Source organism: Pseudomonas sp. BN606 (genome assembly GCF_029873115.1).
GTDB lineage: Bacteria > Pseudomonadota > Gammaproteobacteria > Pseudomonadales > Pseudomonadaceae > Metapseudomonas.
Genome location: NZ_SSOF01000070.1, coordinates 43,112 through 56,091, shown reverse-complemented (window position 1 = coordinate 56,091; position 12,980 = coordinate 43,112). Strand labels below are relative to the sequence as shown.

General features: G+C 66.2%; 11 protein-coding genes. All 11 read right to left on the bottom strand.

Features of this window, described 5'->3' with window-relative positions; genetic code table 11:
• Positions 1–7 precede the first annotated feature (7 nt).
• Positions 8–982 (bottom strand): NAD-dependent epimerase/dehydratase family protein, encoded by a 975-nt coding sequence (locus tag E8E75_RS12780; RefSeq protein WP_280359049.1) that lies wholly within the window; start codon positions 980–982, stop codon positions 8–10.
• The gene (locus E8E75_RS12775; RefSeq protein ID WP_280359047.1) at positions 973–1,965 is read right to left on the bottom strand and encodes a fumarylacetoacetate hydrolase family protein; all 993 of its coding nucleotides are present in this window, start codon (positions 1,963–1,965) and stop codon (positions 973–975) included. The genes E8E75_RS12780 and E8E75_RS12775 overlap by 10 nt, the downstream gene beginning before the upstream one ends.
• The gene (locus E8E75_RS12770; RefSeq protein WP_280359045.1) at positions 1,962–2,534 is read right to left on the bottom strand and encodes a cupin domain-containing protein; all 573 of its coding nucleotides are present in this window, start codon (positions 2,532–2,534) and stop codon (positions 1,962–1,964) included. The genes E8E75_RS12775 and E8E75_RS12770 overlap by 4 nt, the downstream gene beginning before the upstream one ends.
• 11 nt (positions 2,535–2,545) lie before the next feature.
• Complete coding sequence (locus tag E8E75_RS12765) at positions 2,546–3,322, bottom strand: SDR family oxidoreductase (protein WP_280359044.1); 777 nt, start codon at positions 3,320–3,322, stop codon at positions 2,546–2,548.
• A complete protein-coding gene (locus E8E75_RS12760; protein WP_280359042.1) occupies positions 3,319–3,909 on the bottom strand; it encodes a malonic semialdehyde reductase in 591 nt (196 codons plus the stop codon). Before E8E75_RS12760 ends, E8E75_RS12765 begins: the two co-directional genes overlap by 4 nt.
• 18 nt (positions 3,910–3,927) lie before the next feature.
• Positions 3,928–5,127, bottom strand: a complete 1,200-nt coding sequence (locus E8E75_RS12755; RefSeq protein WP_280359040.1) for an MFS transporter — start codon at positions 5,125–5,127, stop codon at positions 3,928–3,930.
• Positions 5,128–5,261: 134 nt separating this feature from the next.
• Positions 5,262–7,721, bottom strand: a complete 2,460-nt coding sequence (locus E8E75_RS12750; RefSeq protein ID WP_280359039.1) for an MMPL family transporter — start codon at positions 7,719–7,721, stop codon at positions 5,262–5,264.
• 4 nt (positions 7,722–7,725) lie between these two features.
• On the bottom strand, positions 7,726–8,814 hold the full coding sequence (locus E8E75_RS12745) for a YCF48-related protein (RefSeq protein WP_280359037.1): 1,089 nt from the start codon (positions 8,812–8,814) through the stop codon (positions 7,726–7,728).
• Positions 8,815–8,871: 57 nt separating this feature from the next.
• On the bottom strand, positions 8,872–10,236 hold the full coding sequence (locus tag E8E75_RS12740; protein WP_280359035.1) for a DUF1329 domain-containing protein: 1,365 nt from the start codon (positions 10,234–10,236) through the stop codon (positions 8,872–8,874).
• An 11-nt stretch (positions 10,237–10,247) separates the two neighbouring features.
• Positions 10,248–11,927 carry a DUF1302 domain-containing protein gene (locus E8E75_RS12735; RefSeq protein WP_280359033.1) on the bottom strand — a complete coding sequence of 560 codons (1,680 nt, stop codon included), beginning with the start codon at positions 11,925–11,927 and terminating at the stop codon, positions 10,248–10,250.
• 362 nt (positions 11,928–12,289) lie between these two features.
• Positions 12,290–12,760, bottom strand: a complete 471-nt coding sequence (locus E8E75_RS12730; RefSeq protein WP_280359031.1) for a MarR family winged helix-turn-helix transcriptional regulator — start codon at positions 12,758–12,760, stop codon at positions 12,290–12,292.
• Positions 12,761–12,980 lie beyond the last annotated feature (220 nt).

Below are 12,980 nucleotides of genomic sequence, written 5' to 3'. Positions count from 1 at the left end.
GCGGTTCTCAAGCGGTTCGTTCAATGGCGTGGGTACGCCGGGACGTGGCACTCAGCGCGTTGCGCACCAGGGCCTGGGCCGAGCCGTCGTGGCGGAAGCCCAGGGTCCGGGCCAGTGGCGTACGCAGGGGTGGGTAGCGGCCGAACAGGGCCTCCAGGCCGGCGTCGGGCTGGTAGCTGACCAGCTCCCGGCGGTCGTCGCCGAAGGCTTCGGCCAGTGCCTCGACCACCTGGGCGACGGACAGTTGCAGCACCGGCAGTTGCCAGATGGGTTGCGCCCCGGGGTTGTCGAGTTCGGCGGCATGCAGCAGGTTGTCGACGCAGCAGCGAGCCGACATCCACCAGGCGGTGGCGCTGGGAGACACCGGGCACTCATAGGCTTCGCCTGCAGCCAGGGCATGCATCAGGTCGCTCATGAAGGCCGAGCGCAACCCATTGGGCTCGCGGGGCCGTGCGACGATGCCGGGCAGCCGCAAGGCGCGGCCATCCACTTCGCCACGGCGGGCCAGGTCGCTGATCTGGGTTTCCACCATCAGCTTGTGGGCGCCGTAGGACAGCGCCGGGCGTGGCATCAGCCCCTCGTCCATGCGCTTGGGCAGGTCGGCGCCGTACACCGCCACGCTGCTGGCGTACACCAACACCGCTGGGCGTGCCGTGCGGCGCAGCTGATCCAGCAGCTCCAGGCTGGCTAGCAGGTTGACCTGGTGACCCAGGCCATACTCACGCTCCGCCGCGCCACCGGGGATGCTCACCAGGTGGAAGACCACGTCCATGCCGTCGGCCAGGGCCCTGCGCAGCAGTGTGGGATCGGTGATGCTGCCCTCCAGCAGACGCAGGCGGTGGTCCGCCGCGAAGCCGTCGAGACGCTGGTCGAGCAGCACCAGCGCCTCAATCCTGTGGCCGCGCAGGCTGCCCGACTCCAGCAGGCGCTGGACCAGTTGCCGGCCGAGAAAGCCCCCAGCCCCGGTGACCATCACGCGCATGGCGAGCCTCCCTGGATCACCCGCTGGTCGATGGCGCCGAACAGCACTGATCCGTCGCTGTTGCGCGCCTCCATGCGCACCCTGTCGCCAAAGCGCATGAAGCCGGTGGCTGGCGCCCCCCGGGCGATCATCTCGATGGCGCGACGCTCGGCGATGCAGGCCGAGCCGACACTGCGATCGGCGTTGGAAACGGTGCCCGACCCCAGGATGCTGCCGGCGGCGAGGCGGCGGGTCAGGGCCGCGTGGGCAATCAACTGGTGGAAGCCGAAGTGCATGGCACCGCCATGGGGATGGCCGAACCACTGCCCGTTCCATTCGACGTTCAGCGGCAAGTGCACACGGCCGTCGCGCCAGGCGTCGCCCAGCTCGTCTGGGGTCACCGCTACCGGAGCGAAGCTGGAGGAGGACTTGGCCTGGACGAAGCCGAAGCCGGTTTTCATTTCCTGGGGTGCGAGGGCCCGCAGGCTGACGTCGTTTACCTGCAGCACCAGGCGGATATGGCCCAGCGCCTGCTCCGCGGTGCAGCCCATGGGCACCTCGTCCACCAGCACGGCGAACTCACCCTCGAAGTCGATGCCATGGGCCTCGTTGGGCAGCGGGATGTCCTGGCGAGCGCCGAGGAAGTCGTCACCAGCACCCTGGTACATCAGCGGCGTAATCTCCACGCCTTCGATAGGATCGAGGTTGAACGCGCGTTGCATCAGCTCGCCATGGCTGAGGAAGCAGGAGCCGTCCAGCCATTGCCAGGCCCGGGGCAGCGGCGCCAGGACGTCGGCTGGATCAAAGTCAAAGGCGTCCTCGAGTTCGCCCCGGTTGAGAGCGTCGTAGCGGCTGCGCAGGTCCTCTTCCAGGCTCCACCAATGATCCACCGCCGCCTGCAGCGTGGGAGCGATATCGGTGGCGTCCACCGCGCGGGTCAGGTCGCGGGACACCAGCAGCAGGCGCCCGTCGCGGCTGCCATCGGCCAGGGTGGCGAGCTTCATTTCAACACCTCCGCCAGCGCCGGTGCGTAGCGGCCGTCCAGCAGGATGAAGACCATCCGCGCCATGGCCTCGGTGCGGTTGCTCCAGGCGTGGTTGGTGCCGCGCTGGACCACGATGTCGCCGCGCTTGAGGTGGATTTCCTCGCCATCCAGCACCAGCCAGACCTCCCCCTCGGTGACGATGCCGTAGTCCAGGGTCTCGGTGCGATGCATCAGCTTGTGCTTCGAATCAGCCTTGCCAGTGCCGGCGTGGGCTTCACCGATCTCGGCAAAGACGGCGGCCGCGTCTTCGGCGCTGACCTGGTTCTGCACGCTGTCCGGCGGGATATCCACCACGCGGATCACGCTGCCCAGGGCGTCGGGAGACAGTTGCAGTGCCTTGGCGGTGGGGTCGTCGCCGTTGTCCAGGGTTGCCGGGCTAGTGGCGCTGTTCCACACCTCGTAGAACAGGGTGCCGGGCACCGCTTTGAGCGGGAAGTTGTTTGGCGTCGGACCGGCGATGGCAACCACGGCCTGGCCGGTGGCGTCGTGGCCGGTGACCACGCGCTTGAAGGGGGGAAGTGCGTGCATGGAAACTCCTTTCAATTGCCGTCGCCGATGGTGGTGCCACCGTCGACGATGATGTTCTGTCCATTAATGAAGGCGCCGCCCGGGGCGGCCAGCAGCAACGCCAAGGCCGCCACCTCTTCCGGCCGGCCGACCCGGCGCAGGGGAGTCAGCTCCAGGCGGCGCTGCATCACTTCGGGGTTGTCGGTCAGGGGCCGGGCGAATTCGGTCTGGATCACACCGGGGCTGATGGCGTTGACGCGAATGTTGGCCGGGCCCCACTCCACCGCGAGGTTGCGCGCCAGCTGGGCCAGGGCTGCCTTCGACAGGCCGTAGAGCCCCAGGGCCTTGTTGCCGCGTACGCCGGCGATGCTGGCCATCAACACCAGGCTGCCGCCGCCCTGCTCCGCCATCACAGGCAACAGCTCGTTGCTCAGCCACACAGCGCTTTCCAGGTTGATCCCCATGGTCAGTCGCCAGGCCGTTTCATCGGCACTGTGCAGCGGGCCGAAATGCGGCGCCACGCCGGCATTGCACACCAGCGCATCGATCCGCCCGTGCTGGTCGAGCACCTGCCGCGCCAGTGCGCGAACCTCGTCCGGCTGGGCGAGGTCCGCGGCAATGCCGGCCACGTCGAAGCCTTCGCCGCGCAGCTCGGCCGCCACGCGCTGGCAGTCGTCGGCGTTCTCGCTGCTGATCGCCAGGCGCGCACCGGCGCGACCGTACTCACGGGCGATGGCCAGGCCGATACCACGGGTGGCGCCGGTGATCAGCGCGACCCGGCCTTCGAGGGAAAACAACGAGCTGCTCATAGGATGCGGCACCCCTGCTCGAAGGACAGGCGGGGTCCGGCGGGGCGCAGGCCCGTGTCATCGCCATAGCCCAGGCAGCAGAGGAAGTTGCTGCGCCAGCGGCCGTCCGGGAAGAACGTGGCGTCCACCTGGGCGTTGTCGAAGCCGGACATGGGCCCGCAGTCCAGGCCCAGGGCGCGCGCCGCGAGGATCAGGTAGGCGCCCTGCAGGCTGCTGTTGCGCAGCGCGGCGGTAAACGCCGCCTGCGGATTCTCACGGTAGGCCGCGCCGGCGTCATAGATCGGGAACAGCTCGGGCAACAGTTCGAAGAAGCGGCTGTCCCAGGCGACGATGACGGTCACCGGCGCCTGCAGCATCTTGTCGCCGTTATGACCCTTGAGGGCCGGCAACAACTGGTTCTTGGCCTCCGGGCTGCGCACGAAGACGAAGCGTGCCGGACAGCAGTTGTTGCTGGTGGGGCCCTGACGCAGGGCCTGGTAGAGCTGGTGAATCAGTGCCTCGGGCACCTCGCGGTCCTGCCAGAGGTTATGCGAGCGGGCCTTGAGGAACAGCTGGTCGACAGCGGCGGAATCCAGAGGATGGGCCATGGGGTACTCCGAAAAGGTTCAGGACAGGCTGGTGGCCGGCGCAGCCAGCGGGCGGAACAGCCAGGGCAGTGCCAGGCAGGCGACGGCCAGGAACAACTGGGCGATGGCCACCAGAGCCAGGGCCGCCGGCAGCGCACCGGCTTCGCCGTGGGTCAGGGCCAGCACCACCAGCGGGCTGACAAACTCGCCGGCGAACAGGGCTGCGGTGAAACCGCCTGTGGCCCGTCCGCGCTGGGCGAAGCTGACCTGGCTCATCACCCAGGTGATCAGGGTCGGCAGCAGCAGGCCGATGCCCAGGCCATTGACCAGCACCGCCACGATCAGCAGGGCATGGCTGGCGGCACTGGCCATGAGCCAACCGCCGAGCCCGGCGGTGGCGAACGCCAGCAGCAAGAGCAGCGGCCGGCGCAGCCCCGCCAGCAGGCGGAAGCTCAGGGCCCCGGCCAGCACCCCCAGCTGATTGGCGCCCATGGTCATGCCTATTTGCTGCGGCGCATCCACATGCAGCAGGGCCAGCAGGAAACCGGCCTGCACCGGCACGATGAACAGGCTGATACCCGCCAGTACCGTTAGCCCGTACAGCGGCAGCAGCGCACCCCAGGGGAAGCGACCGGCTTCACTTACATGCACGTCGCCGACGCTGGGCGTGGGCTCCCAGAGCAGCGCCGCCATCAGCGGCATGAACAGCAGACCCACGGCGTAGAGCACGAACGGGGTTCGCCAGTCGTCCTGCCCCAGGGCACCGCCCAGGGCGATGAACACGGCGGCCGACAGGGAAGTGGCGACCATCTGCAGGGCGAACAGTCGCTCGCGGCGCGCGCCCTGGTAGTAGTCGCCCATCAGGGTGGTGCAGCAGGTCATGATGCCCGCCTCCGCCAAGCCCAGGCCGGCGCGGCTGGCGACTATCGCCGGCAGCGACTCCAGCCACAGCGGCAGCAGGCCGCAGAAGGCATAAAGCAGCATGGAAGCAAGCAGCAGCGGCTTGCGCCCGAGGCGGTCGGCGATCATGCCGGCGAAGGGCGCCAACAGGGCGATCACCAGGGCCGGGATGGTCAGGGCGATGGGTGCCAATACCGCGGCACCCGGAGTTTCCGCGAAGTGTGCCTGCATGCGCGGCAACACCGGCGCCAGGAGCACCGCGCCGAGCACCGGCAGGCAGCTGCCGATCAGCAGCAACAGCGATTGCGGCAGGCCCGCCTGGCGTTCAGCGGCGCTCATGGCGCACCTCCGGCATGAAGCCATAGGCGCCTTCGGCGTAATGCCCGACAGCCGCAGGCAGGGTTTTCCAGATGCTTCGCAAGGTGGTGATCAGTCGTGTCATCGCGATCGGCTCTTGTTGTTGTTCTGTGGTTTCAGGAATTCACGGCGTCCAGCAGCAGCGCCCGGTCTGCACGCGCCTCGCGCCGTTGCGCCGGCAGCGCCGAGTCTTCGGTCACCGCATCCCCAAGACGGGTCGCCGGAAGCAGGAAGTAGGCGAGCGCCGGCAGCAGGACCAGGGCTCCGACCATGTTCCAGACGAACATGAACGCCAGTAACACCCCCATGTCGGCCTGGAATTTGATGGGTGAGAAGATCCAGGTGCCCACGCCGATAGCCAGGGTGACCCCGGTGAGCATCACCACCTTGCCGGTGGAGACCAGCGCCCGGTAATAGGCCTCGGAGAGGCTCGCGCCGTGACGCAGGTGGCCGAGCATGATGCTCATGACGTAGAGCGCGTAGTCGACGCCGATGCCCACCCCGAGGGCGATCACCGGCAGCGTGGCCACCTTCACGCCGATGCCCAGGCCCACCATCAGCGCCTCGCAGAGGATCGAGGTGAGCATCAGCGGAATCACCGCGCAGAGGGTCGCGCGCCAGGAGCGGAAGGTGATGAGGCAGAGCAGGATCACCGCGCCGTAGACCCAGAACAGCATCTCGCGGTTAGCTTCCTTGACCACGATGTTGGTGGCGGCCTCGATCCCGGCGTTGCCGGCGGCCAGCTGGAACTTCACCTCGTCCGTGTCGTTGGCCGCGGCGAATGCTTCGACGTGCGCCACCAGGCGGGTCAGGGTCTCGGCCTTGTGATCAGTCAGGTAGACGTAGAGCGTCAGCAGGCTGCAGGACTCGTTGTACAGACCGCGCGGTGCGCTGGCGGTGATCATGTTGAGCATCGCCTGGTTGTTCTGAAGCTCGTACCACTTTGGGCTGCCTTCGGAGAGGCCCACCAGCATGCGGCGGTTGAGCAGCGCCAGGGAGTTGGTGGAATCCACCCCCGGCAGGCTGCGCAGCTGCCAGTCCAGTTCGTCCACCTTGCGCAGGATGTCGTAGCGCGCGCATACGCTGTCCGGCGTGCGCACCATGATCGCGAAGAGATCGCTGCTGGCCCCGTAGCTGCGGGTCATGAAGGCGTCGTCCTGGTTGTAGCGCGAGTCCGGGCGCAGCTCGGGGGCGCCGGCGTCCAGGTCGCCGATGGCCAGGTGCAAGCTGACCATGAAGCCGAGCACCGCCATCACCAGGCTGACGCCCACGCAGATCGCCGCCCAGGGCTTGCGGGTGAAGAGGTCGAGGAAACGCCAGAACGGGTGCCTAGCCTGGCCGCCCTGCTCCGCTCGCTCACTCTTCAGGCTGAGTTCGGCGGCACGCGGGCTGACGCCGACATAGGAGAGCAGCACCGGAAGCAGGATCAGGTTGGTGAAGATCAGCACGGCGACGCCGATGCTGGCGATGATCGCCAGGTCCTGGATCACCTGGATCTGGATGATCATCAGCACGGCGAAACCGACGGCGTCGCAGAGCAGCGCGGTGAGGCCGGCGAGGAACAGGCGGCGGAAGGTGAAGCGCGCCGCGACCACGCGGTGCATGCCGCGGCCGATGTCCTGCATGATGCCGTTCATCTTCTGCGCGCCGTGGCTCATGCCGATGGCGAACACCAGGAAGGGCACCAGCACCGAATACGGGTCCAGCTCGTAGCCCAGCAGCGGCAGCAGGCCCAGTTGCCAGACCACCGCCACCAGCGAGCAGAGCACCACCAGTACGGTGCTGCGCACGCAGCGGGTGTAGCCATAGAGCACCACGGTGGTGATGAGAATGGCGACAGCGAAGAACAGCAGGATCTGCTCCAGCCCCTCGATCAGGTCGCCCACCTTCTTGGCGAAACCGGTGATGTGGATATCGACGCTGTCGCTCTGGTACTGGATGCGCAGGGCCTCCAGCTGGTCGGCCAGCGCGCGGTAGTCCAGCGGCTTGCCATCCGGCGTACGCGCCAGCAGCGGCACGTAGATGATGCTGGAACGCTGGTCAAAGGCCACCAGTTGGCCGATCTCGTTGGACAGCTGCACGTTGCGCCGCAGGTCTCCCAGGGACGCCGGGCTGCCGTCGTATTCGTCGGGGATCACCGGGCCGCCATCGAGGCCCTCTTCGGTCACCGACACCCAGCGGGTGGCCGGCGTCCACAGGGACTTCATGTAGGCGCGGTCGACGCCGGGCAACAGGTAGATGCGATCGCTCAGGGCCTGCAGGGTCTTGAGGTAATCAGCGTCGTAGATATCCCCCTTGCGGTTGGCCACGGCGATGCGCAGTGCATTGCCCAGCCCCGACAGCTCCTTCTGGTTGTCCAGGTAATTGGCAATGTACGGGTGCCCGGTGGGGATCATCTTCTCGAAGCTGGCGTTGAGCTCCAGGCGAGTGGACTGCCAGCCGAGCAGCACCGTGGTCAGCAGGCACAGCAACAGCACCCAGTGGCGGTGGTTGAACAGGGCCCGTTCCACCAGCGAGCCGGAACGGGGATCGAACGCGTCCTGGCCGGACGGAATGGCTTGGCGAGCGGAATTCATGAACTCACTCCGAAGCGGAAACGGCGGACTGCGGCAGGCGCAACAGGCCGGTGAAACCAGCAAAGACCAGGGTGCCGTCGGCGGCCTGGACCAGACCTGAAACCGGCTTGCCCAGGCGCTTGGCCGCTGGGGCGAAGGCGCCAGGCGTGCTGGCGAACAGGCCGCCGGCCTGGTTGGCCAGGAGCACACGGCCGTCATCCAGACGGATGGCGTCGCTGAAGGAAAGCGGCGCCATCATCGGCAACGCTTCCGCGCTGTCGGCGTCTTTCGCGAGGAGGAAGGCGTGCCCCTTGAGCCCGCCGATCAGCAGCGCCCCATCGGCACGGCTGGCGAGGGTGAACAGGGTGCCGGCGTAGGGGCTCTCCAGTTGATGGAACTGCTGGCCATCCGGCGAACGCGCCAGGTAGCCCTGCTCGCCGGCAAGGAACCAGGCAACGCCCTGGCGGGCCACGGCGTAGAGGTGCAGGCCCATAGGGTTGTCGATGGCGCCCATCACCGAGCGCCAGGTGGTTCCGCCGTCCTCGGTGCGCAGGGCAAGACCGTAGGCCCCCACCACCAGCCCATGGTCGGCATCGCTGAAGGCCAGGGCCAAGAGGGGCTTGTCTGCGCCCTCCTCCACCAGGCGTTCGGCAGTCTGCACGCGGGTCTCGGCGGCTTCGGCGTCCGCCGCTGCCGGCAGTTCATGGCGCGCGGCATCCAGCTCCAGTTGCGCGGCGCGACGGCCGTCGAGCTGCAACGCCCAGTTTTCACCACCGTCGGTGGTCGCCAGGACCACGCCGGCATGGCCGACCGCCCAGCCATGGCTGGCGTCGACGAACTGCACGGCGGTCAGCCCCACCGACACCGGCACGCTGGCCTGGCGCCAGTGCTGGCCATTATCGTCGGAGAGCAGCACCAGGCCGCGCTCGCCCACCGCCACCAGGCGATCGCCGGCGCGGGCCAAGTCGGTGAACACCGCGATCTCGGCATTGGGCACCTGCATCGCGGGGCTTTCCAGTACATCGCCGACGGCCTTTACATCGGCCAGGCAAGGCGCTGCGATCGGTAGGGCGAGGGCCAGCAGCAGCCCGCTCACCTGACGCAATCTGTTCATGTTCTACCTCGATTTTCAGCCAGACCAGAGGAGGGCTGGCGCCCTCCCCTCACCTCATCAGCGCACGCCACGTCCCGCCATCGCTGCCGGGGAGAACTCCGCCGGCTTGTAGCGCTCGACCAGGCCGTACTGCTGGTCCTTGCCGGCGTAGAGGTTCTGGATGAACCAGGCACCGGACACCAGGTCGTAGAAGCCCGACGACAGCTGGGCCACGGCGGGCAGATCCGGCATCACAGCCGGCAGCGACCAGAGGGTCTTGGCTAATTGGCCATTGGCATCCCAGCGGTCGCCCAGAAGCGCCTGCCAGGTGTCCTCATCGAGGTAATAGCGTCCCTTGGGAAGCTGGTGGCGCTTGCCGGGGGCGAGGTCGGCTTCCACTACCCAGACGCGGTGCAGTTCCCAGCGCACGTAGTCGGGGTTCAGGTGATGCTTGTCGAACAGGTCTTCCGGCTTGGCGGCGGTCTGCACTTTGTTGGTGTTGTAGGGGATGTACATCTCCTGCTTGCCCACCAGCTTCCAGTCGAAGCGGTCCATGCGGCCCTGGAACACGCTCAGCTCGTCGAAAGACATCACCCCGGCGGTAGCCGGAGTCGGTGTGTCGCAGCAGGCGTTGGGCAGCTTGCGCACGCGGCGCTGGCCGGTCAGGTAGACGTGGGCCTGGGACTTGTCGCCGTTGAGGTTGGTGCGCCCCATGATCTGCTCGCCGGCACGCAGGGGCGGGCCGACGTTGAGCAGACGGAACAGCCAGTAGTCACCCTCGAAGGTGGCGGCGCTACCGTCCTGGTAGTAATAGGGCATCTCCTGCACGGCCTTGCCATCAGTGGTCATAACCTGCGCACCATCGGCGGTCATCAGGTAGTGGCGGAAATCCATCGCCACCGAGGTGCCGCGCCAATTCAGCAGGTGGTTCCACATGGCCTCGGCGCCGCTCTTCGGCACCGGGAACGGGATGCCGCCAAAGGCGCCTTCCGGTACCGGGCCGGCGCTGCTGTCCACCAGCTTGGCGTTCTCTGCGTTCTTCAGGGTGTTGTCGTAAACCCACTGCGGAGCCGCAGCGCTTCGGCGTGTGGGGTAGACGTCAATGCGATAGGTTTCGGGGTAACGCTTGAACATGGCCTTGACGCCATCGCTTAGCTTGTCGGCGTACTGGTCCAGGTTCTTCGCGGTGATGCTGTAAAGCAGCTTGTCGCTGGCGAAGGGGTCACCGCGCTTGCCGCCTTCCTTGAACGACGGGTCCACCTTGGTGTAGCCGCCATCCCAGGCCGGGATGCTGCCGTCCGCGTTGCCGGTACGCTCGGCGCCCAGCGGGGTGAGGCTCTTGCCCAGGTCATCCACACTGGCGGCGAGGGCGGGTTGCAGGCCAAGGGCAGCGGCGCCAAGCAGAGCCAGGCAGAAGGTCTTGAGAGTGAACGGGATAGTCATGCGCAAGTCCCTCAGAAGGTGGTTTTCACGGAGAAGGCCAGGTAGTCCCGGTCCTTCAGCGACTGCTTGAAGGTGAAGTGCGAAACGGAGTCGAGGTTGGTGTCCTCTGAGCCATAGAAGTGGGTGTAGGTCAGGCCCAAGGTGACCCGGTCGAGGTAGGTGGCGCTGACACCGATGTTGAAGTCACCCCCGTTGTCCGGACCGAAGCTTCCCACCACCGACGACTTGCCCAGAGGGAAGTAGCTGATGCCCATCGGCACGCTGAGGTCGACACCGGGAAACACTTGGCGGTAAGTCGGGGTGTAGACCAGCTTCAAGCCGAGGCCGTCGTCGGTGGCACCCGGGTCCAGCGCCGCACGGTTCTTGGTCACGCTGAGCAGGCGGTTCCAGGCGATCTCGCCCACCAGGCTGGCCTCGTTGGAGATGAGCGACGGACCGAGGGAGGCAAGCATGTTCAGGTTGACGTGGGCGGTGCGGCCCACCGCGTAGAGCGGGTTGTCATTGTTGTCGGCGACCACGCCGGGCAGCACTGTCTGGCCGTTGGAAACCAGCGGCATGTTCCAGCGCATGGAGGCCTCACCGGCGAAGCTGAACTCTTCCACCGTAGTGGTGAAGCTCGCGCCCAGCGCGCGGATGTCTTCCGGGTAGACCCAGTAGAACTGGCCCACCTCGCCAGTGGCGAAGTTCGGCCCGGTGGTGCTCGGCTTGAGGTACAGCTTCGGCGTCTTGTCGTGGTACTGGATGGCGTAGAGGCCGTACTCCACGGTGTCTGCGCTGTAGCGCAACTGCAGGCCGCCCTGCCCCGAGCTCCTGGCTTCCTTGTCGTTACCATGGAAGAAGGCTGCAGGGCTGCTCGGGTTGCCACCGAGGAAGGCCGGGAACGGCGCGCCAACGATCAGGCGTTCGTTGCCTTCGCCGAGCACATCACTGACCGAGAAGTAGCTGCCGGCTGCCGGCAGTCGGGTCTCTTCCCACTCGAACTGGTAGAAGGCGCCGAGGGAGACGTCGTCGGTTAGCTGGTAGGTCGTGGACAGCTGGCTGACTGGACGGGTGATCTCCTTGAACTGCGTGTTCGGCACGGAGATGGCCTTGACCACATCCACCGGGGCCATGCCGCCGGCGATGCCGTTTGCACCGAAGAACAGGCTCTCGCCCCAGATCAGGCCGTGGCGGCCGAGGCGCACGGACAGGCTGCGATCCGCCAGATCACCGTTCCAGTAGACGAAGGCATCCAGCAGCTCGCCATCGCCACCGTGAAGGTGGCGGGTGTCATCGGTGAATTCGTTGTAGGCGACCGAGCGTGCGTTGGCGCGGGTCGGATCGTCGTTGTCGTTGTCGTTCTGGTACTCGGTGTCGAACCAACCGGCACCGCTGACTCGGGCACCGAAGTCACGGTAGCCGATGTCCAGTTCGGACAGGATGTCGAGGCGGTTGGAGATCAGCCCCTTGTCGAAGGCGCGGTCGCCGTCGTCCTGGTTCAGGGCGACCTGCCCTTCAGTGAGCTTGTTGCTCTGGTCCTTCAGGCGCCAGGCGGTGCTGTACTTGAGCGTGTTGTCCCAGCGCAGACTCAGGTCCGGATTACCGGTCTGGATCTCGAAGGCGTGGACGGAGGGGACACCGCATACCAAAGCCGCGGCGAGCGTCAGGGTGAACGGCGCACACCGCGATGCGGCGCTATAGCGTATAGCCATCAAACGAACCCTCTTATTGTTCTTGTTGGCGAACTTCTTTAGGCCACACCGACCAGATCAAGGCAGTCCGGACCGGTGTGGTCGAAATGCCGGAGTGGCATCGCGAGGCGGGAATGACCCGGCGATGGCCAAAGGTTGACGTGGCTCGTGGTCTCTGACTAATCGCTTGTCAGGATGCGACCTATCGCGCTTCGCGATACCTGAGGAATGCAGATGGGACACGACACAAGGACCGGCAAGAGGTGAAAGCCTCTGTCCAGAACTGGGGCCCGAAAGGGAAAGGAAGGAGCGAGGGATGGGGTATTGCGCAGCAATACCCTCAGGTGTTTCTAGCGATCGGCAGCAAGCGAACCTTGGTGAAATCAGTCGTCTTCAGGGTCGTATTCATTCACGTTGTTTACCTGGGTATGCAACCGCCCCAGCAATGCAATGAGCGTGTCCACTTCCTCAGCTGACAATCCACTGAGTAACCGGCGCTCCCGCTCTAGCGCCACTTTCAGCACCCGATCATGCAGCTTCCGTCCACTGGCGGTAAGGCTCACGGTATTACGCCGATTATCTTGCGGGTCCACCTGGCTGCTGACATGCCCGGCCGCTTCCAGCGCTTGCAGCGATCGGCTGACGGCACTCTTGTCCAGGCCGATCACCTGGCAGATGCGATTGGCCGTGATGCCGTTCTCCACCGCAAGCATGGACAGCATCCGCCACTCCACGACGCCGATCCCGAAGTGTTTGCGATAGCACTGCGAGGCCCCGGTGGCGAGCTTGTTGGCAAGGAAGGTGAGCAGTGCGGGAACGTAGCGGGCAAGGTTCAGCTGAGAATCGGTGTGCATGGACGAAGCGCCTTACTGACGAGGTGCATGATCAAATTGGTTGACACCGCAACCAATTACTCCGAGGATTACCTCCATCGAAGCGGTGCGGGCATTCGTCCGCATGATATGCCGCCGCGGAACCACACAAAAATAATTATCAGGTCCTTGCCATGAACCACCTCGATTACGCCTACCCCTCCCTGCACTTCCGCCGCAGCGCCCTCCCCGTCTCGTCCTC